General features: G+C 66.4%; 26 protein-coding genes and 1 tRNA gene. 8 read left to right on the top strand and 19 right to left on the bottom strand.

The window, feature by feature from the left end; all coding sequences use genetic code 11:
- Positions 1 to 21: 21 nt before the first annotated feature.
- Genes U1708_RS00780 through ubiA form a run of 3 tightly spaced genes read right to left on the bottom strand, consistent with a single transcriptional unit; the run spans position 22 to position 3,127 of the window.
- Complete coding sequence (locus U1708_RS00780) at positions 22 to 786, bottom strand: 3'(2'),5'-bisphosphate nucleotidase CysQ (protein ID WP_332742576.1); 765 nt, start codon at positions 784 to 786, stop codon at positions 22 to 24.
- A gap of 43 nt (positions 787 to 829) precedes the next feature.
- Positions 830 to 2,176 (bottom strand): TldD/PmbA family protein, encoded by a 1,347-nt coding sequence (locus tag U1708_RS00775; RefSeq protein WP_332741759.1) that lies wholly within the window; start codon positions 2,174 to 2,176, stop codon positions 830 to 832.
- Between the two features lie 9 nt (positions 2,177 to 2,185).
- Positions 2,186 to 3,127, bottom strand: coding sequence for a 4-hydroxybenzoate octaprenyltransferase (ubiA, locus tag U1708_RS00770; protein WP_332741757.1), 942 nt, complete (start codon positions 3,125 to 3,127; stop codon positions 2,186 to 2,188).
- An 83-nt stretch (positions 3,128 to 3,210) separates the two neighbouring features.
- Between ubiA and U1708_RS00765 the strand changes: the two genes are divergently transcribed.
- From U1708_RS00765 to U1708_RS00755, 3 genes are all read left to right on the top strand, one after another.
- Positions 3,211 to 3,372 (top strand): hypothetical protein, encoded by a 162-nt coding sequence (locus U1708_RS00765; RefSeq protein WP_332741755.1) that lies wholly within the window; start codon positions 3,211 to 3,213, stop codon positions 3,370 to 3,372.
- A 354-nt stretch (positions 3,373 to 3,726) separates the two neighbouring features.
- A complete protein-coding gene (locus U1708_RS00760; protein ID WP_332741753.1) occupies positions 3,727 to 4,500 on the top strand; it encodes a 16S rRNA (uracil(1498)-N(3))-methyltransferase in 774 nt (257 codons plus the stop codon).
- Between the two features lie 64 nt (positions 4,501 to 4,564).
- Positions 4,565 to 5,938: a glutamate--cysteine ligase gene (locus U1708_RS00755; protein WP_332741751.1), complete on the top strand. Its 1,374-nt coding sequence runs from the start codon at positions 4,565 to 4,567 to the stop codon at positions 5,936 to 5,938.
- Positions 5,939 to 6,021: 83 nt separating this feature from the next.
- Here the strand turns inward: U1708_RS00755 and U1708_RS00750 are convergent, their stop codons facing one another.
- Complete coding sequence (locus U1708_RS00750) at positions 6,022 to 7,245, bottom strand: methyltransferase family protein (RefSeq protein WP_332741749.1); 1,224 nt, start codon at positions 7,243 to 7,245, stop codon at positions 6,022 to 6,024.
- A 365-nt stretch (positions 7,246 to 7,610) separates the two neighbouring features.
- A tRNA-Ser gene (locus tag U1708_RS00745) sits at positions 7,611 to 7,701 on the bottom strand.
- Between the two features lie 88 nt (positions 7,702 to 7,789).
- Between U1708_RS00745 and U1708_RS00740 the strand changes: the two genes are divergently transcribed.
- A complete protein-coding gene (locus U1708_RS00740; protein ID WP_332741747.1) occupies positions 7,790 to 8,647 on the top strand; it encodes a peptidylprolyl isomerase in 858 nt (285 codons plus the stop codon).
- Here the strand turns inward: U1708_RS00740 and U1708_RS00735 are convergent.
- The 11 genes from U1708_RS00735 to U1708_RS00685 form a co-directional block, all read right to left on the bottom strand.
- Positions 8,644 to 9,498 carry a pirin family protein gene (locus U1708_RS00735; RefSeq protein ID WP_332741746.1) on the bottom strand — a complete coding sequence of 285 codons (855 nt, stop codon included), beginning with the start codon at positions 9,496 to 9,498 and terminating at the stop codon, positions 8,644 to 8,646. The two genes, U1708_RS00740 and U1708_RS00735, sit on opposite strands and share 4 nt — an antisense overlap.
- 1 nt (position 9,499) lies before the next feature.
- Positions 9,500 to 10,072 (bottom strand): NADPH-dependent FMN reductase, encoded by a 573-nt coding sequence (locus tag U1708_RS00730; RefSeq protein WP_307088298.1) that lies wholly within the window; start codon positions 10,070 to 10,072, stop codon positions 9,500 to 9,502.
- An 11-nt stretch (positions 10,073 to 10,083) separates the two neighbouring features.
- Positions 10,084 to 10,878 (bottom strand): DODA-type extradiol aromatic ring-opening family dioxygenase, encoded by a 795-nt coding sequence (locus U1708_RS00725; RefSeq protein WP_332741745.1) that lies wholly within the window; start codon positions 10,876 to 10,878, stop codon positions 10,084 to 10,086.
- A 76-nt stretch (positions 10,879 to 10,954) separates the two neighbouring features.
- Positions 10,955 to 12,022, bottom strand: coding sequence for a spore photoproduct lyase family protein (locus U1708_RS00720; RefSeq protein ID WP_332741744.1), 1,068 nt, complete (start codon positions 12,020 to 12,022; stop codon positions 10,955 to 10,957).
- 36 nt (positions 12,023 to 12,058) lie between these two features.
- A complete protein-coding gene (locus U1708_RS00715) occupies positions 12,059 to 12,592 on the bottom strand; it encodes a response regulator transcription factor (protein WP_332741742.1) in 534 nt (177 codons plus the stop codon).
- A gap of 20 nt (positions 12,593 to 12,612) precedes the next feature.
- Complete coding sequence (locus U1708_RS00710; protein ID WP_443029903.1) at positions 12,613 to 13,926, bottom strand: ATP-binding protein; 1,314 nt, start codon at positions 13,924 to 13,926, stop codon at positions 12,613 to 12,615.
- Positions 13,923 to 14,645 carry an SURF1 family protein gene (locus tag U1708_RS00705; protein WP_332741740.1) on the bottom strand — a complete coding sequence of 241 codons (723 nt, stop codon included), beginning with the start codon at positions 14,643 to 14,645 and terminating at the stop codon, positions 13,923 to 13,925. The genes U1708_RS00710 and U1708_RS00705 overlap by 4 nt, the downstream gene beginning before the upstream one ends.
- Positions 14,645 to 15,028: a cytochrome o ubiquinol oxidase subunit IV gene (gene cyoD / locus U1708_RS00700; RefSeq protein ID WP_307088286.1), complete on the bottom strand. Its 384-nt coding sequence runs from the start codon at positions 15,026 to 15,028 to the stop codon at positions 14,645 to 14,647. Before cyoD ends, U1708_RS00705 begins: the two co-directional genes overlap by 1 nt.
- Positions 15,025 to 15,651 carry a cytochrome o ubiquinol oxidase subunit III gene (cyoC, locus tag U1708_RS00695; RefSeq protein WP_332741737.1) on the bottom strand — a complete coding sequence of 209 codons (627 nt, stop codon included), beginning with the start codon at positions 15,649 to 15,651 and terminating at the stop codon, positions 15,025 to 15,027. Before cyoC ends, cyoD begins: the two co-directional genes overlap by 4 nt.
- Positions 15,652 to 15,655: 4 nt before the next feature.
- Positions 15,656 to 17,656, bottom strand: coding sequence for a cytochrome o ubiquinol oxidase subunit I (cyoB, locus tag U1708_RS00690; protein WP_307088283.1), 2,001 nt, complete (start codon positions 17,654 to 17,656; stop codon positions 15,656 to 15,658).
- 9 nt (positions 17,657 to 17,665) lie between these two features.
- Complete coding sequence (locus U1708_RS00685; protein WP_443029902.1) at positions 17,666 to 18,904, bottom strand: ubiquinol oxidase subunit II; 1,239 nt, start codon at positions 18,902 to 18,904, stop codon at positions 17,666 to 17,668.
- Positions 18,905 to 19,090: 186 nt separating this feature from the next.
- On the opposite strand from U1708_RS00685, the gene U1708_RS00680 reads away from it, so the two are divergent.
- Positions 19,091 to 20,422, top strand: coding sequence for an MFS transporter (locus U1708_RS00680; RefSeq protein WP_332741733.1), 1,332 nt, complete (start codon positions 19,091 to 19,093; stop codon positions 20,420 to 20,422).
- Positions 20,423 to 20,720: 298 nt separating this feature from the next.
- Here the strand turns inward: U1708_RS00680 and U1708_RS00675 are convergent, their stop codons facing one another.
- Both U1708_RS00675 and U1708_RS00670 read right to left on the bottom strand, forming a co-directional pair.
- Complete coding sequence (locus U1708_RS00675; RefSeq protein WP_332741731.1) at positions 20,721 to 21,881, bottom strand: MFS transporter; 1,161 nt, start codon at positions 21,879 to 21,881, stop codon at positions 20,721 to 20,723.
- A gap of 63 nt (positions 21,882 to 21,944) precedes the next feature.
- On the bottom strand, positions 21,945 to 22,562 hold the full coding sequence (locus tag U1708_RS00670) for a flavin reductase family protein (protein WP_332741729.1): 618 nt from the start codon (positions 22,560 to 22,562) through the stop codon (positions 21,945 to 21,947).
- Positions 22,563 to 22,613: 51 nt separating this feature from the next.
- Between U1708_RS00670 and U1708_RS00665 the strand changes: the two genes are divergently transcribed.
- The 3 genes from U1708_RS00665 to U1708_RS00655 are packed head-to-tail and all read left to right on the top strand — an operon-like array spanning position 22,614 to position 25,395.
- Positions 22,614 to 23,360 carry a cytochrome b/b6 domain-containing protein gene (locus U1708_RS00665; RefSeq protein ID WP_332741727.1) on the top strand — a complete coding sequence of 249 codons (747 nt, stop codon included), beginning with the start codon at positions 22,614 to 22,616 and terminating at the stop codon, positions 23,358 to 23,360.
- Complete coding sequence (locus tag U1708_RS00660) at positions 23,357 to 24,118, top strand: molybdopterin-dependent oxidoreductase (RefSeq protein ID WP_332741725.1); 762 nt, start codon at positions 23,357 to 23,359, stop codon at positions 24,116 to 24,118. The genes U1708_RS00665 and U1708_RS00660 overlap by 4 nt, the downstream gene beginning before the upstream one ends.
- 50 nt (positions 24,119 to 24,168) lie before the next feature.
- Entirely contained in the window at positions 24,169 to 25,395 is a 1,227-nt protein-coding gene (locus U1708_RS00655; protein WP_332741723.1) for a class I SAM-dependent methyltransferase, read from the top strand.
- 568 nt (positions 25,396 to 25,963) lie between these two features.
- On the opposite strand, the gene U1708_RS00650 is transcribed toward U1708_RS00655, so the two are convergent.
- Positions 25,964 to 26,356, bottom strand: coding sequence for an EF-hand domain-containing protein (locus U1708_RS00650; protein WP_332741721.1), 393 nt, complete (start codon positions 26,354 to 26,356; stop codon positions 25,964 to 25,966).
- Between the last annotated feature and the right edge of the window lie 37 nt (positions 26,357 to 26,393).

Below are 26,393 nucleotides of genomic sequence, written 5' to 3'. Positions count from 1 at the left end.
GGCGGTGCGAGAGATCCGGCTTCACGCCAGCGACCCTCGCGCCCGGTCGGCCAAACGGTCCACCGCTGCCGCGTGTATCGCCGGCGCAGACGTCAGCACGCCGAACGCCTGCGGCCGTGGCTTGTTGAACACCAATGGCGCGCCCAGCGCGTCGCTCACGGCCGCTCCCGCTTCGCTCGCGACCAGCACCGCGGCGGCGATGTCCCATTCATTGCCCCAGCGAAGCGTCGCGACGAGGTCGGCCTCGTCGGCAGCGACCATCGCGATGCGCAGCGCGATGGAATTGGGTTTGTGGACCATGACGAGGTCGCGATCCGCCTTGGGAAGCGCGTCCACGGGCGTCCGGCTGCCGGCGAAGTCGGTGCGGTCGCCGGTCTGGAGCCGCACGCCGTTGCGCGTCGCGCCCTGCCCCGCCACCGCGTGCCAGCGTTCGTCGCGCGACGGTGCTTCGAGGATGCCGATCACCGGACGGCCGCGGTCGACCAGCGCGACCGAGACGCACCAGCCGGGCCTCGCGCGGATATAGTCGCGCGTGCCGTCGATCGGGTCGACCACCCAGAGCAGATCGTGCGCGAGTCGGTCGGCATTGTCGGCAGTTTCCTCGGACAGCCAGCCAGCTTCGGGCAGCAGCGCCGACAGCCTTGCCTTGAGCATCCGGTCGATCGCGATATCGAGTTCGCAGACCGGGCTGCCGGGGGTCTTTTCCCAGCGCTGGAAATCGGTGTCGAACCGGTCGAGCGCCATCGCCCCAGCCTCCGCGGCGATCCCCGCGACGGCGTCGGCCATCGCCCGCAGCCACTCGGGCGACCGCTCGGGTCCGCTAGACCGGTCAGCCACTCGCCACCGTCATCCCCTCGACGCGCAACGTCGGCACGTTGACGCCGTAGCGGAATTCGAGGTCATTGGCGGGCGTCATCGCCAGGAACATGTCCTTGACGTTGCCGGCGATCGTGAACTCCGCGACCGGCGTGGTGATCTCGCCGTTCTCGATCCGGAAGCCCGCTGCGCCCCGGCTGTAATCGCCGGTCACGCCGTTCGCGCCGCCGCCCATCAGCTCCGTGACGTAGACGCCCGACGTGATGTCCGCGATCAGCGTTTCGAGCGGGACATGGCCCGGCTCCATGAACACGTTGCTGGTCGCCACGCCGGGGCCGCCGCCGACACCGCGCGCGGCGTGGCCGGTCGGTTCCAGGCCAAGCTGGCGCGCCGAGGCGGAGTCGAGCAGCCAGCGTTCGAGCATCCCGTCCTCGATGATGTCGCTCGGCGAGACCGGCAGGCCCTCGCCGTCGAACGGGCGCGAGCGCAGGCCGTGCGGGCGGTGCGGATCGTCGCAGATGGTGATGCCGTGCGCGAACACCTGGCTGCCGAGTGAATCGAGCAGGAAGCTGGTCTTCCGCGTGATCGCCTGGCCGGAGATCGCGCCCAGCATGTGGCCGACCAGCGATCCGCCGACGCGGCGGTCGTAGACGATCGTCGTCGCGCCGCTGACGAGGCGGCCGGGATTGAGCCTTGCGACCGCCTGCTCGCCGGCACGGCGGCCGATCGCGTCTGGCGCTTCTAGATGCGCTCGGAGGCGGGCGCTGCTGTGCGCGTAGTCGCGCTGCATGGCGCCGCCTTCACCCGCCAAGACACTCGCGGACACGCCGTAGCCGGTCGCGGCGTACGCGCCGGCGAAACCGTGGCTGGTGGCGAGCGCCCAGACGCTGCGCGAGGCGCTCGCCCCGCCGCCTTCGCTGTTCGACACGCCGGGGACCGCACGCGCGGCGTCTTCGGCTTCGAGGGCTGCGTCGCGCAACTGTTCGGGACTCACTTCGCCGCCGTCGTCGAGACCGAGCATGGGAATGATGCCGTGGAGCAGGCGATCGGCCGGGGCCAGACCGGCCCAGGGATCCTCCGGCGCCTCGCGCGCCATCGCGACCGCGCGTTCGACCAGCGCGTCCATCGCGGCGGTCGACAGGTCGGATGTCGAGACGCTGGCGGAACGCTGGCCGACGAACACGCGCAGGCCCAGATCCTCGCTTTCGGAGCGGCCGATATCCTCGAGCTTGCCGAGGCGGATCGACACGTCGAGCGAGGCATCGGCGGCGAAGACCGCGTCGGCGGCGTCGGCGCCCGCCGCCTTCGCGCGCTGGACGATGTCGTGGGCGCGGTCGCGGGCTTGGTCTGGGGTCAGCATATCAGCGACTTAAGGATGGAGGGACGTGCCGACAACCACGCAGGCGAGGAACATGAGCAGTCCGGCGAACCGGTTCGATCGGAAGCGGGCGAGTGCGGCGGTGCCCGCGCCCTCGTGCGTGTCGGGTTTGAGCGTGACCACCTGCCACGCGAGATGGACCGCGACGGGGACGAGCGCGGCGATCGCGAGCGGGTCGGGCCGGACTTGCCAGAAGGCTGCGGCCCAGAGCGCGATCGCGGCGATGTAAAAGACCCCGACGCCGGCCTTTACATGGCTGCCCATGCGGAGCGCGGACGAGCGGATGCCGATCATCGCGTCGTCCTCGCGGTCCTGCAGCGCGTAGATCGTGTCGTAGCCGATCACCCACGCGATCGACCCGGCATAGAGCAGCCACATCGGCGTATCGAGCGCACCTGCGATGTCGCTCCAGCCGACCAGCAGCGCCCAGGAAAAGACGATGCCGAGCCACGCCTGCGGCCACCAGGTGATGCGCTTCATGAACGGATAGGCGGCGACAGGCGCCAGGCTGGCGAGCGCGACGATCGCGGCGCAGAACGTCAGTTGCAGCAGGACGGCGAACCCGATCAGGCAGAGCGCGACGAGCCAGATCCAGGCGAGCGTGATCGACACGAGCCCGCTCGGGATCGGCCGGGCGCGGGTCCGGGCGACCTGCGCGTCGAGGTCGCGGTCGACGATGTCGTTGAACACGCACCCCGCCCCCCTCATCGCGATGCTGCCGAGCAGGAGCCAGAGGATCAGGTCCCAGCGCTGTACCGCGCCGCCGGCGAGCGCGACTCCCCAGGCACCGGGCCAGAACAGCAACCACCAGCCGATCGGGCGATCGAAACGGGCCAGCAACGCGAGGCCGCGGAGGGTCGGCGGGAGGCGCCCGACCAAGCCCGTATGTTCGCTGTCAGGGACGATTTCCGCGTGGCTCGGCTTGGTCTGCATGGCGGGGGCGTAGGAAGACGGGGTTTGGCGCGCAAGCCTTTGCCGGCTAGGGTCGAGGGAGTGTCGCGTTCGGATCCCCTCGCATGATCGGCCTCTCTGTCGCCGTCGGCCGTTTCGTCGAGGCGCTGTTCTGGGGAATCTTCCGGGTCGCGGGCGCGGTAGCGGGCGCGCTGATCCTCGGGATCATGGTCTTGACGGTGGCGTGGCTGGTAGCGCGAAAGATGTGGGCACGACGAAAGCGTTGATCTGACGATGTGGGCGCAGGGAAGCGCGGACCTTCCCCCCTCCCTGAAAGGGAGGGGTCGGGGGTGGGTCGGCCGCTTGGCGAGCGTGTCGGCAGTTACAGGCCAACCCACCCCCAACCCCTCCCTTCCAGGGAGGGGAGCAAAAAGGAACAAATCCTCCCCGGCACGGGGAGGGGGACCGTTCGCCATAGGCGAAGGGTGGAGGGGGATCACCACGCGCGTAACCCCGGCGGTAAAGGGCTCACGGCTTCAACGCCCGGGGCAAAACGCAAGCGTGACGCGCGCGAAAGCCCCCCTCCACCAGCTGCGCTGGTCCCCCTCCCCGTGCCGAGGAGGATTTGCTAAGCCCCCCCCATGCCCGCAACTCCCGCATGGCCGCCGCAGTCCACGCCGCGCCTCTTCGTCGACACGCCGCTCGCGCCCGGTCCGCTCCACGTCGACGGCCCCGCCGCGCATTATCTCGCAGGCGTGATGCGGCTGAAGATCGGCGATCCCGTAAAGCTGTTCGACGACCGCACCGGCGAATGGCTCGGCGTCGCGTCCAGCGTCGGCAAGCGCGACCTGGTGCTGGACGTCACCGAGATGCTTCGCCCGCGCGAGGACGTGCCCGATCTGTGGCTGTGCGCCGCGCCTCTCAAGAAGGGCCGCGTCGACTGGATGGCGGAGAAGGCGTGCGAACTCGGCGTCGCGCGGCTGCAGCCCGTCGTCACGCGGCGGACGATCGTCGACAAGCCCAATACCGATCGCCTGCGCACGCAGATGATCGAGGCGGCCGAGCAATGCGGCCGCACCGCGCTCCCCGAGGTTACCGAACCGGTGAAGCTCGCCGCCCTGCTTCGCGACTGGCCCGCCGATCGCGCGCTGTTCTTCGCGGACGAGACCGGCGGCGTGCCGGCGCTGGAGGCGATGCGGTCGCGACCCGGTCCGGCCGCGATCCTGATCGGACCCGAAGGTGGCTTCGACGCCGAGGAGCGCGAGGCGATCCGCGCGCACCCGAACGCGGTCGGCATCGGCCTCGGCCCACGCATCCTGCGGGCGGAAACCGCGGCGGGCGCCGCCGTTGCGTTATGGATGGCGGCCGCCGGTGACTGGAGCGCCGATTGGAGTGCGGATCGGGCGGGTGCATGACATTGATACCGATTGGTCTGAATCCCCTCTAGCACCCTCGTTCATCGGCGCGTAAGGCGCGGTGATGACGACGATTCCCGCTCCGAAAAAGACCAGCCCGACGATCGAGTCGCGCGACCAGTTGATCGCCAGCTTCGCGGGCGGCGAGAAGCCGAAGGACGCGTGGCGGATCGGCACCGAGCACGAGAAGTTCGTCTATGCGAACGGCGATCACCACGCGCCGTCGTATGATGAGCCCAGCGGCATCCGCGCGCTGCTCGGCGAGCTGGAGCAATATGGCTGGAAGCCGGTCCTGGAGGGCGGAAACGCCATCGCCATGTCGGGTCCGGACGGCAGCATCAGCCTGGAACCCGCGGGCCAGTTCGAACTCTCCGGCGCACCGCTCGACAGCCTGCACGAGACCTGCGCCGAGACCGGGCGTCATCTGGAGCAGGTGAAGGCCGCGGGCGAAAAACTCGGCATCGGTTTCCTCGGGCTCGGCATGTGGCCTGACAAGACGCGTGCCGAACTGCCGACGATGCCCAAGGGGCGTTACGCGATCATGCTGCGGCACATGCCGCGCGTCGGCAGCATGGGCCTCGACATGATGCTGCGGACCTGCACGATCCAGGTGAACCTGGATTACGCGTCCGAGGCGGACATGGTGAAGAAATTCCGCGTCGGGCTCGCGCTCCAGCCGCTCGCGACCGCGCTGTTCGCGAACTCGCCGTTCACCGAAGGCAAGCCTAACGGCATGCTGTCGTATCGCAGCCATATCTGGTCCGACACCGATCCGCACCGCACCGGCATGCTGCCGTTCGTGTTCGAGGACGGCTTCGGGTACGAGCGCTACGCCGAGTACGCGCTCGATGTGCCGATGTACTTCGTCTACCGCGAGGGGAAGTATATCGACGCCGCAGGGCTGTCGTTCCGCGACTTCCTTAAGGGCGAACTCAGCGTCCTGCCGGGCGAAAAGCCGACGCTCGACGATTGGACCGATCATCTGTCGACCGCCTTCCCCGAGGTACGGCTGAAGACGTTCCTCGAGATGCGCGGTGCCGATGGCGGGCCGTGGAACCGGATCTGTGCGCTGCCGGCCTTGTGGGTCGGGTTGCTGTACGACCAGGGCGCGCTCGATGCGGCGTGGGACCTCGTCAAGGACTGGACCATCGACGAGCGCCAGTCGCTCCGCGATGCGGTCCCGAAGCTGGCGCTCGACGCGCCGATCGCGGGCGGCGGCAAGCTGCGCGATATCGCAGGGCAGGTACTCGACATCGCCGGCGCCGGCCTGTCGGCACGCGCACGCTTCAACCGGGCGGGCGACAACGAGAGCGGCTTCCTCGACCCGCTGCGCGAGATCGTCCGCAGCGGCAAGGTGCCCGCCGAAATGCTGCTCGATCGCTACAATGGCATCTGGGGTGGCGACGTCTCGAAGGTCTACGACGAAGCCAGCTTCTAACTCCTCCCCTCCCGCTTGCGGGAGGGGTCGGGGGAGGGCTTGGCCGCAAGCGTAGAAGCAGAAAGCGTAAGGCCGCCCCTCCCCTAACCCCGTAGCTTCGCGAACAACCGCGGCACCAGCCCGTTGCGCGTCATCCACGCGAAATACGCGCGGTAGCCCGGATCGAGCTTCAAATGCCGCTCCTCGGTCTTTGCGCGCCAGTAATATACCCCGCTGACCGCCGCCAACAGCAACGTCGCCCGCACCGCGTCGACCACGCTGCCAAGCGTTAGCACCGGGATCGTCGAGATCCACCAGAACAGATTCTTCGACAGATACGCCGGGTGCCGCGACACCGCATACGGCCCATGCGTCAGGATCCCGCGGTTGGTCAGGTTCGAGAAACGGAACCCGAACGCCATCGTCGCCCACGCATAGATCGCGGTCAACCCGACCAGCACCGTCCCGATCAGCGCAAGCAGGACCGGATGCCCCTGGAACCAGTACGCCCAGTCCGACGTGCCGGGGTGATAATCGAGAGGCCCGCCCGTATTCATCAGGATGAACGGCGGATAGCACATCAGCGCAGGCATCCACGCCGCCGCGTACGGATTGGCGCTGCGGATATGCGAATCGAGCGGCCGGAACGTCAGCAGATAGCCGACCGTCGCGAACGCCACGTCGATCAGGAACATCAACGTCACCAGCCAGCCCGACAGCGCCACCGGATCGCGGAGAACGATCGAGACGTCGCCGCGGACGAAATCGCCGAACCCCGGCGGAACGATCGCCAGCATGAAGGCGAGGAAGAACGTCTTCACCCCCCATGCGCGGAGATGGCCATGGATCGCCTCGCGGTCGACGCCCGCCTGCCCGGTCAGCCAGGCGCCGAGATGCCACGCGCCGTCGCGCGGCTCGACCAGATAGCGGTCGATCCACAGCACATAGGATATCGACGCCACGAACCGGATCGACGCGGCGTTGGTGAAGCACCACATCGCGAACGCGAAATTGCGCTGCCAAAAAAAGCGCCCGTTGCCATAGATCACCGCGATCGCCGTCCAGGTCGCCCATAATCCGGCAAGCTTCGTCAGGCTCAGGTCCAGCGCATCGCGCAACGGCTGTCGCGCGGACCAGTCGATCCCATTTCTGGGGCTGCGGTGGACCTTGTCGACCAGCAACGACCGGACGACCATAGGCACCCCACAGGCCACGACGTTCACCAGCGCCGAATACGTCCCGTCCATGCCGAAATGCCGCGCAAACCCGATCCATGCAAGCACGCCGACCAGCCCCGGGAACGGCCAAGATGTGACGACACAGATCATAGTCGAGGCAAGCAACTTGCCGGCAAATCGCCGACCAAGATGTTCCATTTCGAGACCTGCATGAACGAGAATTTAATCGCGGGCGCCACGTCTGCCGTTACATTGCGACCGGGGGAGATCGCGATGTTCCAGAGAATCATCGAACGTGCCAAATGCATGATCGGCGTACACCGACGGTCCCGCAGACACACGGAGTTCAAGGGCCGGGGCGGGGATACGAGCATCTGCCGCCACTGCAGCCGACCGATGCGGAGCACCCCGGCAGGCTGGATCATCGACAAATCGCGCTGATCGGGATCGGCGCGCGAAAAGGTCAGCGCACCGCGGCGATCGCGCCGAGCCGGATTGATCCATCGGTGAATGGGTGGCGGAGCGGGAGGGATTCGAACCCTCGATACGCTTTTGACGTATACTCACTTTCCAGGCGAGCGCCTTCGACCACTCGGCCACCGCTCCGCATTGCTCTGGAAGGGCGTCTGCTAGTGCGCGTTTCACGTACGCGCAAGCGATTGCGTGCGGGGAGGCGCTCGGGCAGTCTGCGGCGATGCTGAATCTTCTTCTCGCTGCCGCGCTCGCGCAAGCCGTTCCGGTCGCCGCCACGCTGCCGTCCGATCCATTGCCGGCGGATTGGGTCGCGGTGCCGGACGACGAACTGCTCGTGTTCACGCTGGCCAATGGCCACCGGTTCACCGTGCGGCTCGCGCCCAAATATGCGCCCGTGCACGTCGCCAACATCCGCAAGCTCGCCGCCGCGCATTGGTGGGATCTCGGCGCCAGCGTCTACCGGCTACAGGACAATTACGTCGCGCAATGGGGCGATGCGACCGAGAAGAAACCGTTGGCCGCAGGCGTCGTCGCCAACCCGCCAGCGGAATATTCGCATGCCGGGCCGACCACAGTGGCACGGCTGTCGCAGCGCGATCCCTATGCCGAATGGGCGGGGTATAGCCGCGACGGCTGGCCACTGGCGGGCAATGGCGCGACCGAGTGGCTGCCGCATTGCTACGGCATGGTCGGCGTCGCGCGCGATCTGGCGCCGAGCACGGGGAGCGGTGCGGAACTCTACACCGTGATCGGCCATTCGCCCCGCGCGCTGGACCGCAACATCGCGGTGGTGGGCCGGGTGATCGACGGGATCGAGTGGCTGTCGTCGCTACCGCGCGGGACGGGCGATCTCGGTTTCTACAAGGCGGAACGCGAGCGTAGCCCGATCGTGTCCGCCCGCCTCGCGAGCGAACTGCCTGCCGCCCAGCGACCGCGCTTCGAATATCGCGCGGCGGACAATGCCCGGTTCGTCGCCTGGATCGCCTCGCGCGAGAACCGGGCGGGGCCGTTCTTCACGGTGCCGGCGGGCGGCGCCGACATCTGTGCCGCGCTGCCCTCGGTGCGCAAGGCGCCCTAACGAACGACCGGCGGCTTGCCGAACAGGCCAGCATTATAGTCCTCGATCGCGCGGACAATTTCCTCGCGGGTGTTCATGACGAAGGGGCCGTGAGACATGACCGGTTCGCCGATCGGGTCGGCGTGGCCGTAGAGGATCGTGGCCGGTGCTTCGGTCGTAACGGCGATCGTGTCGCCGTCCGGCGCGAACGTGGCGAGGTGCTGCGGCCTGATAGGCGTGCCGTTGGCCGATGGCGAACCGGCGACAACGTAGAAGAAGACCGCACGCCCGCTTGGCGCCGGCAGGTCGACCTTGGCGCCGGCTTCCAGTTCGACGGTCATCATCGTTACGTTCGTCAGCGATTCGATCGGGCCGCGCTGGTCTCCGAAGCTGCCCGAGATCAGGTTCACTACGCCGCCATCGACCGGGATCGCAGGAATGTCCTCGCGCTGGAGGCCGGTATAAGCCGGCTTGGTCATCTTGAGGCGGCCCGGAAGATTGACCCACAGTTGCAGGATCTCCAGCGGGCCACCGTCGCGCTTGAACGACGCGGGCGAGATTTCGGCGTGGATCAGGCCCGAGCCGGCGGTCATCCACTGGACGCCGCCCGCGCGGATCACGCTCTCGTGACCGCCGCTGTCGAGATGCGCCATCTCGCCCTTCAGGATGAAGCTGACCGTCTCGAACCCGCGATGCGGATGCGGGCCGAACGGGAGGCCGGTGTTGCCGGGGCGATAGGTCTGCGGGCCGTGATGGTTCAGGAACAGGAACGGATCGACCTGCGGAAGGCCGGGCCCCGGCAGCGGGCGCCGGGTGACCAGATCGGCGATGTCGTCGCGCTGCGCCGGATACTGGTTGAGGACCTGCCGCATGTCAGGATGCCTCGCGGTCGGCCGCGGTGGGGCGGGCGATGTCTGCGAGCAGGTCGTCTATCCCGCCGACGAGGAAGTCGAGCGTGCGCTGGTCGGTGAGGCGGCCGTCCGCGATCTTCTCGTGCACCGCGCCGACAACGGCTTGGGGGCGCAGCACGGTCCGGGCACCGATCGACGCCAATGTCTCGTTGAGTTGCGCATGCGCGCGCGCGCCGCCGACCGCGCCCGGCGAGGAGGTCAGCGTGAAGACCGGCTTGCCCGTCAGCGTGGCCTTGCCGTGCGGGCGCGAGGCCCAGTCGAGCGCGTTCTTCAGGACGCCCGAGATGCCGTGGTTGTATTCGGGGGCCGCGATGACGATCCCGTCGGCCGCGCCGATCGCCGCGCGCAGGGCCGCGACGGCTTCGGGGGGCGTGTCGGTGTCGGCGTCCTGATCGTAGAGCGGCACGTCGTTCAGCGCGAAGATCGTGAGCGCGGCTTTGTCGGCGACCGCTTCGCCGAGCGTGGTCAGGATAGCGGTGTTGTACGAGCCGCGGCGCAGGCTGCCGGAGATCGCGAGCAGAACGGGAAGGGGCATGGACATTCCTTTTAGGTGAAGCGGTAGCCGGAGATCGCGGTTTGCAGCACGCGTTCGCTATACTCTTGCGTGCCCCGCTGGTCGGAAGCACCGGCGGCGACCATCAGCGGCAGGAGATGCTCCTCGCGGGGGTGCGAGAGGCGACCGGCGGGGGCTTCGGCCCAGTCGGCCAGCGCTTCGGTTCGAGCGGTCGATTCGGACTCCACGGCCGCGGTGAGCCACTGGTCGAACGCTTCGGACGGCGCGGTGAAGCGCGGGTCGCCGTAACCGCGCATGTTGTGGAAGCTCATGCCCGAACCGACGATCAGCACACCCTCGTCGCGGAGCGGAGCAAGCGCGCGGCCCGCGGCAGCGTGGAGCGTCGGGTCGAGATCGCGATCGACGGACATCTCGACGACCGGAATGTCGGCGTCGGGAAACGCGACCTTCATGGGCACGAAGACGCCGTGGTCGAGGCCCCGCGTCGGGTCGACTGTGGCGATTAGCCCGGCACCGCGGATCAGGTCGGCGGCGCGGGCGGCCAGCACAGGGTCTCCGGGCGCGTCGTAGCGAAGCTCGTAGGTATGCGCCGGGAATCCGCCATAGTCGTAGATCAGCGGCGGCTTTGCAGCGCCGGTAAAGGCGAAGCCGTGCGTTTCCCAATGGCCCGATACGACGAGGATCGCCTTTGGCTTGGCGGGGAGCGATGCGGGGATCGACTTGAGGAAGTCCGCCATGCCGGTCCAGTTACCGGCGGGATCGTCCATGAAGAAACACGGTCCGCCCCCGTGCGGGATGAAGAGCGTTGGCTGGCGGGCGTTGGTCATGGTCCAAACCTAGGCAGCGGCGGCGGCGATCGGAAGGCCGTGAATGGCAACGCTGCGTTGCTGGAGGCGCGCGCCGTCACGTCCAGTAGAGTATCCTGGCCCCAGGGAGCTTGGCCGCGATCTCGTCCTGGAAGAAACTGCGAAGCGCGCGCATCGTGTCGGCGTCGTAGACGTATTTCACCGAGCCGAACTTGGTGCGCTTCTCGGTGCGGTCGGCCATGCTGAGGTCGAGCGACGAGCCGGGATACCAGGTCTCGAGCACCGCCTTCGATCCCGGCGTATAACGGTGGGTGATCAGTTCGATCGTCACGTCCGGTACGTCGGCGAGCACCCTGCCCGCCTCCGCCAGCAAGTCGCCATACGCCTCGCGCCAACCTTCGGCGGCGATGATCGGGGCGACCGTCAGGCCGATCTTGTAGCCCGCGTCCGCCATTTTCCGCAGCGCCGCCAACCGCGCGGCAACCGGGCTCGTGCCACCTTCGAAGCGCGCATAGGCGGCGGGGTTGATCGAAGCGCGCATCCGCGTGCGGCCGCGGTGATCGAGCGCCAGCAACGGATCGACCGCGTCGAACTTGGTGGTGAAGCGCAACTGCACGTCGGCCTCCCACGCGCCGAAATGCGCGATCAGCGCGGACAGCGATCCGGTGACGTGCTCGATGCCGAGCGGGTCGGTGTAGCAGGACGCCTCGAACGTCGTGCCCTCATGCGCGCGGGCGGTCGAGCGTGACGTGACGGTGCCCTGGCCGAGATGCGCGGGAAGTTCTGCGAGGATCTCCGGCAGGTTCGCATAGACGCGCGTGATCGGCGGGCCTTTGAGCGAGCCGGCAAGGTAGCAATAGCCGCAATGCGCGGGGCAGCCCTCGGCGAGGTCGATCCGCCAGTCCGCGCTCGGGGCGATCGGCTGGAGCTTGCGTTTCGACGGCGGCGCGACGACCAGCGCCAGCGTCGCCTTCGCTTCGGCATAGGCGCGGCGGGAATCGTCGGGGAGGTCGAGCTTGAGGCGGTCGCTCGGCAACGTCGTGACGGGCACACCCAGCGCGGTTGCGCGCGCGGCGATCTCGGCACCGTGCTCCCAGGTCAGCGCGGACGGCGTCGCGAGCAGTCGCTTCGGCTGCCAGAGTCGTGAGGGTTTTGGCGCTGGCATCGAACGACAACGCGCGCCTTCGCCCAAGCGTTGCGGCTATTTTACCGGGCGCTTCTCGAGCTTCCGCGCGAGCGTGCGGCGGTGCATGCCGAGGCGCCGCGCGGTCTCCGAAATGTTGAAGTCGGTTTCGGCGAGCGTGGTGTGGATGCGCTCCCATTCGAGCGTCTTGATCGAGGTCGGACGCTCCGACAGTTCGGTGTCGACGCTGCCCTCGGTGCGATCGAACGCGGCTTCGATGTCGTCGGTGTTCGAGGGTTTGACGAGGTAATGCGACGCGCCGAGCTTGATCGCCTCGACTGCCGTCGCGATGCTCGCGAAACCGGTCAGGACGACGACGAGGATCTCCGGATCGTGCGCGTGTAGCGTCTGGACGCAGACCAGGCCGGACGCGCCACCGAGCTTGAGGTCGACGACCGCGTAGCGCGGCGTGCGCTTCGCCAGTTGCTCGACCAGTTCCTCATGGCTGGCGGCCTGCATCACGTCATAGCCACGGCGTTCGAACGAGCGCCGCAGCGTGCGGGCGAAGGTCTCGTCGTCCTCGACGATCGCGAGCAGCTTCGGTTCGGTCATGGCGTCCGTCACGGTGCTTGTCATGACAGCGCGATCGCAGAGAGCGGCATGGTGATCGTCACCTGCGCGCCGCCGCCTTCGCAGTTCACGACGGACACTCCGCCGCCCAGCTTGCGCATGACGTTGACCGCGAGGAACAGGCCGAGACCGTGACCGGGTTCGCGCTTGCTCGACTGATAGGGTTTGCCGAAGCTTGCCAGCCTTTCGTCGCTGAAGCCCGGCCCGCGATCGCGGACGATCAGCGCGAGGTTGCCGTCGTTGCGTTCGCCGCGAAACGCGACCCAGTGCGGCGAGGCTTCGGCGGCATTGTCGAGCACGTTGGCGATCACCTGTTTGAGTGCGGGATCGGACACGACCTGCGGATCGTCGCCGACTCGGGTGGTATAGTCGAAATCGACCGACGGGTGCACCGCACGCCATTCGTCCACGATCGCATCGAGGAACTGGTGGAGCGGCATGATCTCGGGCGCCTCGCCGCGCGCTTCGCCGGCCGACAGCAGGATGCCGGTGACGATCGCCTTGCAGCGCTGCACCTCGGATTGCATCTCGACGATCTCGGCTTGCAGGTCGGCGTCCTGCGCGAGCGTCGGCATGCGGCGCCAGTCGGCTAGGATCACGGCTATCGATGCGAGTGGCGTGCCGAGCTCGTGTGCGGCGCCGGACGCCAGGAGCCCCATGCGGACGATGTGGTCCTCCTCCGCGGCCTGCTGGCGAAGGTCGGCCAGGCGCGTGTCGCGAGCGCGCAGATTACCGGTGATGCGGGTCATGAACAGCATCAGTAACGTCGCGATCAACATGAAGCAGAGCAGCGAGCCGATCGTGTAGAGCAGGAAATACTCGCCGCTGTAATCGGGGGGCAGGATCAGCGGGTGGTAATACACCGTCAGCACGGCGAAACAGGCGGCGGTAACGGCGACGATCGCCCAGCTCGACCAGCGATCGAGCAGCACCGCGCCGAGCACGACGTGGAGCAGGTAGAGCGAGATGAACGGGTTGGTCGCGCCACCCGCCAGATAGAGCTGCGTGGTAAGCAGGCCGACGTCGAACAGCAGCGCGAGCAGCAGCTGGACGTTGGCGCCCTTGCGCCATCCATAGAGCGGCATGCTCGCCAGGTTGAGCGCGACCGCGGCAGCGAGTGCGGCCATCATCGGGACGAGCGGCAGGTCGAAGCCGAGTGCGAACCGCGCGAACACGATCGTGACGAGCTGTCCCGCGACCGCGATCCAGCGCAGCGTCACGAGCTGTCGCATGTTGGCGTTGCCCGTCGCGTCGGTCCGCGCGGTGGCGAGCGCGAGCCAGCGTTGCCAGCCCAGGCGTGCGGACGCCGAGGTCATATGTCCGTGCCCCCTCGCCGCCTGCGTGCATCCTGGCGCACGAACACGACGAACGCGAAGACCGTCATCGCGGCGAGCGCGAACCAGGTCAGCATGTAGACGAGGTGGTTGTTCGGAAAGGCGATGATCGTCAGTCCGCCGATCGGCGCCGCGGTACCGGACTTGTCCGCATCGACGAAATACGGCGCGACGTCCGACAGACCGCGCGCCTTGGCGATCGCGGCGACATCGCGCGAATACCATTTCCCCGTCGCGGGATCGTTGCTGCGAAGGAAGCCGCCGCCCGGCTCGGTGATGCGGAGATAGCCGGTGATCGTCATCGGGCCGGTCGGCTTGGCATGCGCGACGCGCTGTTCGGACGACACGTAGCCGCGATTGACGAGGACGGTGAAGCCTTGGGCGGTCCGCAAGGGCGTGACGACCCAATACCCGCTGCCGAGCGCGGTCGCGGCGCGTACCAGCGTCTCACGCGAATTATCGAGGGTGCCGTCGAGCCGGATGCGGCGATAGGCGTCGGTAGTGGCGGTGATCGCGCCCCACGACGCAGGTCCCGGCGGCGCGACCGGCGCGGCATGTGCACGAGCCGCGACCTGTTCGATCAGGTTGAGCTTCCAGGCGCGGCGCTCGACCTGCCAGATGCCGAGCGCCATGAACCCGGCGAACAGCAACAGCGCGACCAGGCCTGCGACATAGACGGCAGGGCCCGGTCGCGTCTGCATCACATGTCTGCCGCGGCCTGCATCGGCATCATGTTGCTGTTCATGTGGTACATCACCCAGATCGACCCGGCGAGCGTGATGACGACGAGGATGATCGTGAAGATCAGCGCCATCATCGTCCAGCCGCCCTCCGACTTGCCGCTCATGTGCAGGAAGTAGATCATGTGGACGACGATCTGCGCGACCGCGAACACCATCACGACGAGCGCGGCGGTCGACGGATCCTTGAACGCGTCGGTCATCACGATCCAGAACGGGATCGCGGTCAGGATGACCGAGAGGAAGAACCCCTTGAGATAGCTGCCACGCGTGCCGTGTGCGGCGCCGTTGTCGTGGTCGTGATCGGCGTGCGGATTGTTCGCCGGTGCTTGGGGGTCGCTCATCGTAGGGTGCCCATCAGATAGACGAAAGTGAAGACGCCGATCCAGATGACGTCGAGGAAATGCCAGAACATGCTGAGGCACATCAGGCGACGCTTGTTCGCGGCGATCAGGCCGTGCTTCTGAACCTGCACCATCAGCGTGACGAGCCAGATCAGGCCCATCGTGACGTGAAGGCCGTGCGTGCCGACCAGCGTGAAGAACGACGACAGGAACGCGCTGCGGGTCGGGCCCGCACCCTCATGGATGAGGGTCGCGAACTCGTACATCTCGATCGACAGGAAGGTGAGGCCAAACAGCCCGGTGAAGATCAGCCACATCTGCATGATGCGCTGGCGCCCTTCCTCCATCGACAGCATCGCGAAGCCATAGGTGATCGACGAGAACAGCAGCATCGCGGTGTTCACCGCCACCAGCGGCAGCTCGAAGATCTCCTTCGGGCTGGGACCGCCGGCATAGCTGTTGCCGAGCACGGCATAGGCCGCGAACAGCACCGCGAAGATGAGGCAATCGCTCATCAGGTACATCCAGAAGCCCAGCATCGTGCTGCTGCCTTCCGGATGCTCATGCTCGTCGAGCTCGTAGAACGACAGCTCGCCGTTGTTGGTCATCGGTTTGGCGGACATCGCGTCAGGCTCCCTGGATCGCGAGCTGGCGGGTGCGCGCGTCCTCGCTGGCGATCACGTCCTCGACCGGGATGTAGAAGTCGCGCTTGTAGTTGAAGGTGTGGAAGATCGTCGTGCCGAAGATGCCGACCAGCGCCAGCCCCGCGAGCCACCAAATGTACCAGATCATCGCGAACCCGAAGGCCACGCTCAATCCGGCGAGCACGACGCCCGTGCCGGTGCCGCTTGGCATGTGGATCGCCTTGAAGCCGGAGACCGGGCGGGCATGCTTGCGGTCCTTCATGTCGTACCAGGCGTCCAGGTCATGGACGATCGGCGTGAACGCGAAGTTATACTCCGGCGGCGGCGACGAGGTCGCCCACTCCAGCGTACGGCCACCCCACGGATCGCCGCTGAGATCGGCAAGCTTCTCGCGGTTCCGGATGCTGACGAAGATCTGCATCAGGAAGGCACCGATACCGGCTGCAATCAGCGCTGCACCGAAGGCGGCGATGACGAACCAGATCTGCAGGTTCGGATCGTCGAAATAACGCATCCGGCGAGTCACGCCCATCAGGCCGAGCACGTAGAGCGGCATGAACGCGAAGTAGAAGCCGACGACCCAGCACCAGAACGAGATCGTGCCCCACTTCTTGTCCAGCTTGAAGCCGAACGCCTTCGGGAACCAGTAGTTGATCCCTGCGAACATGCCGAACAGCGTGCCGCCGATGATCACGTTATGGAAATGCGCGACCAGGAACAGCGAGTTGTGCAGCACGAAATCAGCCGGCGGCACCGCGAGCAGGACGCCGGTCATGCCGCCGATCGTGAAGGTCACCATGAAGGCGATCGTCCACATCATCGGCAGTTCGAACCGGATCCGGCCCTTGTACATCGTGAACAGCCAGTTGAAGATCTTGGCCCCTGTCGGGATCGAGATGATCATCGTGGTGATGCCGAAGAACGAGTTCACGCTCGCGCCGGAGCCCATCGTGAAGAAGTGGTGCAGCCAGACGAGGTAGGCGAGGATCGTAATGACGAGCGTCGCATAGACCATCGAGCTGTAGCCGAAGAGGCGCTTGCCCGAGAAGGTCGAGGTAACCTCCGAGAAGATGCCGAACGCCGGCAGGACCAGGATGTAGACCTCGGGGTGACCCCAGATCCAGATCAGGTTGACGTACATCATCGGGTTGCCGCCGGCGTCGTTCGTGAAGAACGCGGTGCCGATGTAGCGATCGAGCGACAGCATCGCGAGAACCGCGGTTAGCACCGGGAAGGCGGCGACGATCAGGATGTTGGTGCAGAGCGACGTCCAGGTGAAGATCGGCATCTTCATCATGGTCATGCCGGGCGCGCGCATCTTGACGATGGTCGCGACCAGATTGACGCCGGACAACAACGTCCCGATGCCCGCGATCTGCAACGCCCAGATATAGTAATCGACACCGACGTCCGGCGAATACGCCAGTCCCGAAAGGGGCGGCATCGCGAGCCAGCCGGTCCGCGCGAACTCACCGATGAACAGCGACATCATGACGATCACGGCGCCGGCCGTGGTCATCCAGAAGCTGAAATTGTTGAGGAACGGGAACGACACGTCGCGCGCACCGATCTGGAGCGGGACGACATAGTTCATCAGGCCCGTGACCATCGGCATCGCCACGAAGAAGATCATGATCACGCCGTGCGCGGTGAAGACCTGATCGTAGTGATGCGCGGTCAAATATCCTTCGGACCCGTTGAACGCCATCGCCTGTTGCGCGCGCATCATGATCGCGTCGGAGAACCCGCGCAGCAGCATGACGATCGCGAGGATCATGTACATGATCCCGATCTTCTTGTGGTCCACGCTCGTGAACCATTCCTTCCACAGATAGCCCCAGACCTTGAAATAGGTCAGCGCCGCGACGAGCCCGAGCCCGCCGATCGCCACCATCGCGAAGGTGGCGACGACGATCGGTTCGTGCAGCGGCAGCGACTCCAGGGTCAGGCGGCCGAAGATAGTCTTCAACAGGGTGTCGTTCATGATGGTTCTCTAGCCGTTCGCGACGGGGCGCGTGCCCGGCTGTGTGAGTGGGGTGAGCATCGTGTGATTGCGGTTCTGCTGCGAGCCGGGCGCGCTATTGGCGCCGTCCTTTTTTATGTCGGCGGGCGCGGTCCAGTGGTTGCCGCTGCCCTTCTCGTCGGCATCCTTCATCAGGGCGCCTTCGACACGCTCGGACGAATCCTGCGGGCCCTTGCCGTTGTTCACGCCGGGCATCGCCATGCCGCTGTGCGAGTCGCCGCCGTGAGCCCCCCCCTTTGCGCCGTGCATCAGCTCGGACATGCAAGGCTTGCCCGGCTGGACGCACTGCTCGACGACCAGCTTGAACATGTCGGGCTGGACCGCATTGTAATAGCGAACCGGGACCTTCTCGCTCGGCTTCTCCAGTTGGAGATAGCTCGCACGGTTCAGACCACCGCCGCGCTGCTTGACCTGGTTGACCCAGGCCTGGAAGCCCGCATCGTCGACGCCGTGGAAGCGGAAGCGCATGCCCGAGAAGCCCGCGCCGCTATAGTTGGACGAGAAGCCCTCGTAATTGCCGGGCTTGTTGATGACCGCGTTCAGCGTCGTCTGCATGCCGGGCATCGTGTAGATCATGCCGGCAAGCGCAGGGATGTAGAATGCATTCATCACCGACGACGAGGTCAACTGGAAGCGGATCGGCCGATCGACCGGCGCGGCAAGCTCGTTGACCGTGGCGATGCCGTATTCCGGATAGATGAAGAGCCACTTCCAATCGAGCGCGACGACCTGCACCTCGAGCGGCTTGCCCGCACCGTTCGCGCCGTTGCCCGCCTGCTGCGTGTCGACCAGATTGCCGACCGGCACGTTGTTCGCGAGCGTCGGCGTATCGGGCTTGATCCGGCCGAGCGGACGATACGGATCGAGCAGATGCGTGCTCGTCCACGTCAGCGCGCCGAGCGCGATGATGATCAGCAGGGGCGCACCCCAGATCATCAGCTCCAGCCCGACCGAGTGATCCCATTTGGGCTCGTACCGGGCGGCCTTGTTCGACTGGCGATAGTGATAGGCGAAGAACAGCGTCGCGCAGATCACCGGCACGATGATCAGCAGCATCAGCCCGGTGGCGATGAGAACCAGGTCGCGTTGCTGCACCGCGATGTCGCCCGAAGGGGACATCACGACCCAGTCGCAGCCACTGGTAAGCAGCGCCAACGGCATGGCAGTAAGCCATAATTTCAGGCGGGAAAGCGATTTCACGACGGTCATTGCGTCCCCCTACGCCTAGCTTTCGCCGCACTACAGTGGACAATTTGTCCAATGGGCGCTGCACTGCAACATCGGCATGGCTTTATCATTACGCGGGGTAGCATAGATTGCCCCTGCCCGCATCCGTCGGAACAGCGTATCGTCGGGGTATCGTCGGGCTAAGTCCCTGCAAGAGCGAGTTGAAGAATGACTGCAGACACGGTTCCAGAAACGAGCTTCGAGAGCGACGTTCGCGAAATCCACAGCGATGGCGAGCATGTCTCGCCGGGCGTGATCGCGATCGGCGTCGTGATCGGCCGGACGTCGGAATTCTTCGACTTCTTCGTGTACGCGATCGCCTCGGTGCTCGTGTTCCCGACGCTGGTCTTCCCGTATGTCGACCGGTTGCAGGGCACGATCTATTCGTTCGCGGTGTTCGCGCTGGCGTTCATCGCCCGCCCGATCGGCTCGATCATCTTCATCGCGGTCGATCGCGCGTACGGGCGCAGCGTCAAGCTGACGATGTCGCTGTTCCTGCTCGGCACCTCGACCGTCGCGATGGGGTTTATCCCCAGCTATGATTCGGTCGGCAACTGGTCGGTCGCGATCCTCGCGTTGCTGCGTATCGGCCAGGGTATCGCGCTCGGCGGCGCATGGGACGGTTTGGCGTCCCTGCTGTCGCTCAACGCCCCCGAAAAGCATCGCGGCTGGTACGCGATGCTGCCACAGCTCGGGGCGCCGTTCGGCCTGCTGGTCGCAAGTGGCCTGTTCGCGTTCTTCGTCGCGGCATTGCCGACCGAGGACTTCTTCGCCTGGGGCTGGCGCTATCCGTTCTTCGTGGCGTTCGCGATCAACGTCGTCGCGCTGTTCGCCCGCCTCCGCCTCGTCGTCACCCCTGAATTCCAAGACATGTACGAGAAGCGCGAGCTTCAGCCGGCGCCGGTCGTGGATACGATCCAGTCGGAGTGGAAGGCGATCTGGCTCGGCTCGTTCGTGCCGCTTGCAAGCTTCGCGCTGTTCCACATGGTCACGGTGTTCCCGTTGTCGTGGATCGTGCTGTACACGCGTGAGGCGCCGGGTCGCTTCCTGGTCGTCGAGATGGTCGGCGCGGTCATCGGTCTCGGTGCGACCCTGGTATCGGGGCTGCTCGCGGATCGGTTCGGGCGCCGGACGATGCTCGGCACCATCGCCGTCCTGATCGCCCTGTTCGCGATCGCCGCACCGTCGCTGCTCGATGGCGGCGACTCGGGCGAGCGCTTGTTCATGGGCATCGGCTTCCTGCTGTTCGGCCTGTCGTTCGGCCAGTCGTCGGGCGCCGTGGCGTCAAGCCTCTCGCCGCAGCACCGCTACACCGGTTCGGCCCTGACGACCGATCTCGCCTGGCTCTTCGGCGCCGGCTTCGCCCCGCTGGCCGCCCTGCTGCTGTCGAGCAAGCTCGGGCTGGCAGCAAGCGGCGCTTACCTGTTCTCAGGCGCGGTGTTCACGCTGATCGCGTTGGGGCTGAACAAGCAACTAGCCAAACGCGACATCGCACGCTGAGCGTTCGGGGGGGTGCGAGCACCCCCCACTAGCTGCCACTAGCATCACCCCCACAAGCCCCACCCCGGCGAAGGCCGGGGCCCAATTGGCAAGGTCGTAGTAACGAAGCGCCACCCAAGGTTACCACAGCCCCCCCCCCCAATTGGGCCCCGGCCCCCGCCGGGGTGGTGGTTAGCCAAGTAGCTTCGAGAACGCCCCGCAAAAACCGTTCCCCCGCGAAGGCGGGGGTCCAGGAGCCACCAACGCCAGCGCTAGTAACCCTGTTCTCCCCCCTTCCGCGCGAGACCACAGAAGCAGTTCAAACCCGCCGACGATCCAACCACCAAGACAGCGCCCAGATCGCAAACCCGCCAAGCGCCAGCGCCGTCCCGACCCACCCGGTCGACGGCAGCCCATACCCGCCCGCGATCGCCAGCCCGCCGAGCCAGGGCCCAAGCGCATTGGCCGTATTGAACGCCGAGTGATTCAGCGCCGCGGCCAAGGTCTGCGCCTCCTCCGCGATATCCATGAGCCGCGTCTGGAGAATCGTCGACAGCCCTCCCCCACAGCCGATCAGCACCACCACCGGCAACATGGTCCAGAGATTCGACGTCGCCGGCGCGTAGAGCGCGAGTGCCCCCGCCCCGAACAGCAACGTGATCCCCGCCGCCGGCATCAGCGCCACGTCCGCCGCCTTCGCGCAAACCAACGTGCCGATCGTCAGGCCGACGCCGAACAGCGCGAACGCGACGGGGGTGAAGGCGGACGACACGCCGGTAACGTCGGTCAGTGTCGAAGCGAGGTAGGTGTAGACGCAGAAGATCCCGCCAAAGCCGATCGCGCCGATCGCGAGCGTCAGCCAGACCTGCCCGTTGCGCAGCGCCGCGAGTTCGCCGAGCGGGCTGGCATCCTTCGCAGGCCGCAGCACCGGTGCGAAGCGGAACAGCATCGCCACCGTCGCCGCGGCGATGATCGCGACGACCCCGAACCCCCAGCGCCAACCGAACCACTGGCCGAGGCCGTTGGCGAGCGGCACCCCGGCAATCGTCGCGATCGTCAGCCCCAGCATCATCCGCGACACCGCCCGCGACCGCTTCTCATGCGGGACCATCGACGCCGCGACCAGCGACCCGACCCCGAAATACGCGCCATGCGGCAATCCACTGAGGAACCGGGCCAGCAGCATCAGATGATAGGTCGGCGCGAGCGCGGACAGCCCGTTGGCGATCCCCAGAAACGTCATCAACCCGATCAGCAACACCCGCCGCTCGATCTTCGCCGCCAGCACCGCGATCGTCGGTGCACCGACGACGACGCCGAGCGCATAGGCGCTGATGACATGCCCCGCGGTCGGCTCGTCTATCCCGAGTCCCCTCGCGAACTGCGGCAACAGGCTCATCGCGGCGAACTCGGTGGTGCCGATCGCGAACCCGCCGACGGCGAGCGCGAGCAGCGCCATGCGCGTATCGACAGGTTTCATGGGGTATCGCTTTCGTGAGTGGCTGAGCGGCGGCAAATGCTGCGCCGCAACATCACCCCTCTATCAGCCCGGCCGGCGCATCTTGAACAAGGAATCCTCTGTGATCGCAAAGTAATCCGCGGGGCCACCGCCGCGCAGGATCGGTTGCGCACGCGCCGTCTGGTACACGCCGTCCTCCAGCATCGCCGAGTCGATGTGGATCGCGACCGCTTCCCCGAGCACCAGCCACTGATCGAGCTCGCGGCGCTCCTTCGTCTCGAGTCGGATCAACTGCGTCAGCTTGCACTCGAACTGCGCGCGGCTGGCCGCGACGCGCGCCGGCTTCACCTGGGTCGAGGCGGCCATCTCGAGTCCCGCCAGTGCGAACTCGTCGACATCGGCGGCAACGTTCGCGGCGGTCGTGTTCATCGCCTCGCTCAGGTCGCGGGACACCAGGTTCCAGACGAACTCGCCGGTCGCCTCGATATTGGCGACGCTGTCCTTCCACCCCATCGACGAGAAGCCGATGATCGGCGGGGTGTAGTTGAACAGGTTGAAGAAGCTGTACGGCGCGAGGTTCGCCACGCCGTCGGCGGAGACGGTGCTGACCCAGCCGATCGGTCGCGGCGCGACGATCGCGTTGAGGGGATCGTGCGGCAGGCGGTGGCCGTTCGCGGGTTCGTAAGAATGCCATTCGGTCATGCGCGTATCCCTGCTAGGTTCAGGTTCGACTGGCTAGAGCGAAGACCGAGCATGAACGATCCCTCTCCCCCCGTAACGATCAAGCGCCACCGGCTGGCGACCCGCGTCTGGCACTGGGTGACGGTGGTGGCGATGTTCATCATGATCGGCAGCGGGATCGGCATTCTGAAGGCGCACCCGCGGCTGTATTGGGGGCGGTACGGCGCGAATTTCGACACCGCGTGGACCACGCTAGACCAGTGGCCGAGCTGGTTGGTGACGCTGCTCAACCTGCTGACGATCCCGGCGAGCTATAACCTCGCGATCTCGCGGCGCTGGCATCTGTTGTTCGCGCTCGTGCTCTCGTTCGCGCTGCTCGGCTTCATGATCGTCAGCCTGATCAACCGCCATTTCCACCGCGACCTCCGCGTGCGCGCCGCCGAGCTGTCCCCGCGGGAGGTCGCGCACGACGTGAAGGAGCATCTCGCCTTCCGCTTCCACGATCCGAAGCGGCCGGGCGCGTATAACATCCTCCAGAAGCTGTCCTACGTGGCGACGATCTTCGTGCTGATCCCGGTGATGATCCTGACCGGGCTCGCCATGTCGCCGAATATGGATGCGGCATGGCCGTGGCTGCTCGAGATTTTCGGCGGACGGCAGTCGGCGCGCTCGATCCACTTCATCGCCGCGACCGGGCTGGTGCTGTTCATCGTCGTCCACATGGCGCTGGTCATCCTGGCGGGCACCTGGAACGAGGTGCGATCGATGATCACCGGGCGCTGGGCCGTCCCCGCCCATGCCGAAGAGGACGTCGCATGAGTTCGCTTATCACCCGCCGCGCCCTCGTCGCCGGCGCCACGATCGGTGCCGGCGCGCTGCTCACCGGCTGCGACAAGGTCATCCAGAACCCGGCGGCGCGGAAGATCCTGTTCATGGGCGAGGACATGAATCGCGGGCTGCAACGCGCGCTGACCAACCGCAACGCGCTCGCACCCGAGTTCACGCCGGCACAGATGTCGCCGATCTTCCGCTCGAACGGCACGCGCGATCCGGGTACGCCCGGATACACTGCGATGGTCGCGAACAACTTCGCGGATTACCGGCTGAAGGTCGGCGGACTGGTCGACCGGCCGCTGTCCGTCGCCCTGCCCCAACTCCGCCGGATGCCCGCACGCACTCAAATCACGCGCCACGATTGCGTCGAGGGCTGGAGCGCGATCGGCAAATGGCAGGGGCCAAAGCTCGGCGCGCTGCTGACCGCCGCCGGGTTGCAGAGCACCGCGCGCTACATCGTCTTCACCTGCGCCGACCTGTATCGCGGCACGCCCTATTACGAGTCGATCGACCTGGTAGACGCGTTCCACCCGCAGACGATCCTCGCCTGGGCGCTCAACGACCGGGTGCTCGACGTCGCGCACGGCGCCCCCGTCCGGCTGCGCGTCGAGCGGCAACTCGGCTACAAGCACGCGAAATACGTCATGGCGATCGACGCGGTCGCCAGCCTCGCCGGGATCGGCAAGGGCAAGGGCGGCTATTGGGAGGATAACGTCGATTATGACTGGTACGCGGGGATCTGAGCCGCGCCCTAGGGGTAGCGCAATTCCGTACCAGTCATTAGCTAACGCGCATGGCTCTTTTCGATCGTTTCCTGGCCCGGCAGGTTAAAACCGGCGAACTCACGCTCATCCATGCGGACGGCACGACCAAGCATTTCGGCAAGCCCGACCCCGCCTATAACCCGGTCACGATCCGACTGACCCAGCCCGGCGTGGCGGGCGCGATCGTCCGCCACCCAGCGCTCGGCGCGGCCGAGGCGTTCATGGACGGCCGCCTCGTGATCGAGCGCGGCGACATCCGCGATCTGGTCAACCTGCTCAAGGGCAACAGCCCGTGGGAGCGTGGCGGCGGGCTCAATCCATCGCTGCCGATCAAGCTGCTCGACAAGGTCGTCCACCGCGTCGACCGGGTGAACATGGCGCGCCGCTCGAAGAAGAACGTCGCGCATCACTATGACCTGTCGGACCGGCTGTACGACCTCTTCCTCGACGCGGACCGGCAATATTCCTGCGCGTACTTCACCGATGCCGGCAACAGCCTGGAGCAGGCGCAATCGGACAAGAAGGCGCACATCGCCGCCAAGCTCGCGATCCAGCCAGGCATGCGCGTGCTCGATATCGGCTGCGGCTGGGGCGGCATGGCGCTGTACCTGCACGCAAAGACCGGCGCCGAAGTGCTCGGGGTCACCCTCTCCGAGGAACAGTTGAAAGTCGCCCGCCGTCGCGCCGAGGAAACAGGCGTCGCCGACAAGGTGAAGTTCGAGCTGATCGACTACCGCGCGCTGACCGGGACGTTCGACCGGATCGTCTCGGTCGGCATGTTCGAACATGTCGGCCCGGCGCACTACAAGGCGTTCTTCCGCAAATGCCGCGACCTTCTGACCGAGGACGGCGTGATGCTGCTCCACACGATCGGCCGGATGGGCGGGCCGGGCGTCACCGACACCTTCACGACCAAGTATATCTTCCCGGGCGGCTACAACCCCGCCCTGTCGGAGATCGTGAAGGGGTATGAGGGACTGCGGATGTTCCCGACCGATATCGAAGTCTTGCGAGTCCATTATGCGCTGACGATCGATCAATGGTACGACCGCACGGTGGCCGCGAAGGATGCGATCGTCGCGCTGTACGACGAGCGATTCTACCGCATGTGGACCTTCTACCTCGCGGGCGCCGCCGCGGCGTTCCGGACCGGGGGCATGGTCAACTACCAGATCCAGCTATCGAAAAGCCGCATGACCCTCCCCCTAACCCGCGACTACATGATCGAGGGCGAGCGGGCATTGCGCGAAGGCTGACCTGCCCCCCTCCCTGAAAGGGAGGGGCTGGGGGTGGGTAGGCCGCTTGGAATACGCGGCGCTCACATAACAGGCCGACCCACCCCTAACCCCTCCCTTCCAGGGAGGGGGATCGGTTGCGTTGTAACGCGGCCCCTGCACGTCCGCCTTTCCCGCAACGCGCTCGCCAAAACCGACTCATACTCAAACGATCGAAGGACGAGCAGCCCTCACGCAAGGGCTAACCTGCCCCCCTCCCTGAAAGGGAGGGGCCGGGGGTGGGTCGGCCGCTTGGAACCAGCAGCGCCAGCAAAACAAGCCAACCCACCCCTAACCCCTCCCTTCCAGCGAGGGGAACCCGTCGTGACTCGACGCAGGTCCTGCCCGATCACCCTCGTCGCAGCACACTCGCCGACGCCGACTCATACCCAAATGATCGAAAGACGAGCAGCCCTCACGCAAGGGCTAACCTGCCCCCCTCCCTGAAAGGGAGGGGCCGGGGGTGGGTCGGCCGCTTGGGACCAACGACCCGAGCAAAACAGCCAACCCACCTAAACCCCTCCCTCCCAGCGAGGGGAACTGCCAAGCCTCAGCGCGGCCCCTGCACGTCAGCCTTCGCCGCAGCGCGCTCGTCGCCGCCGATCTTGCCGTCCTTGTTCGCGTCGTACTTCGCGAACGTCGCCGCGAGCAGCGCCTGCGCCTCCGCCTGCGTTACCTTGCCGTCCTTGTTCTTGTCCGCGCTGGTGAACCACAGGTCCGCGAGGCGCTTGGCGTGGACCGGGTCCGGACGCCCCTGCCCGCCGACCTTCATGTTGCCGATCCGTGCCTGCACTTCGGCGCGCGTCAGGACGCCGTCTTTGTTCGTATCCGACGCGGCGAACTCCGACTTGAACTTGGCCGAAGCGGACGCGCGGGTTTCCTGCGCGAGCGCCGGGGTCGCAAGGCCGGCAAGGGCGAGAACGGTAAGCGTTTGGCGTAGCACGGTGCGGTAACTCCAGAGGATTTGGGCGGCGGATAGA

This window comes from Sphingomonas arabinosi (genome assembly GCF_036663715.1).
Lineage (GTDB): Bacteria > Pseudomonadota > Alphaproteobacteria > Sphingomonadales > Sphingomonadaceae > Sphingomonas.
The sequence above is the reverse complement of the archived record's forward strand: the minus strand, read 5'-3'. Positions and strand labels throughout refer to the sequence as shown.